Origin of the sequence: Aeromonas sp. MR16 (assembly GCF_022549315.1) — a bacterium.
Lineage (GTDB): Bacteria > Pseudomonadota > Gammaproteobacteria > Enterobacterales > Aeromonadaceae > Aeromonas > Aeromonas aquatica.
This window is the reverse complement of the sequence record NZ_JAKZFK010000086.1, coordinates 1-271: the sequence shown is the minus strand read 5'-3', so window position 1 is coordinate 271 and position 271 is coordinate 1. Positions and strand designations below refer to the sequence as shown.

1 protein-coding gene is annotated in these 271 nt (G+C 62.4%); it reads right to left on the bottom strand.

The annotated features are described in order from the left end of the window. Window positions 1–271 (bottom strand): IS1595 family transposase (locus MM194_RS22060; protein WP_241344960.1); only part of this gene is annotated, 271 nt, incomplete at both ends.

Here is a 271-nt window from a genome sequence, read left to right as displayed (position 1 = left end):
CTGCCCGGTCCTGCACCACCATCACCGGGATGTAGTCCGGCCCTGTACCGCGGGTGCGGCCTTTCCCACCCCGGTGACGGGCCGGTCGGGACAATCCGGACTGTCCTTTAAATGACTCCAGGAAGAAAGTTTCATCCACTTCGACAATGCCCTCTTCCCGCGTCGCCTGATGGTTCGCCATGGCCTTTAGGAAACGGTGACGCCACAAGAAGGCGGTGTTTTTGCAGACCCCGCAGCGACGCGCGGCTTGCCGGACGGTGAGCCCTTCGAT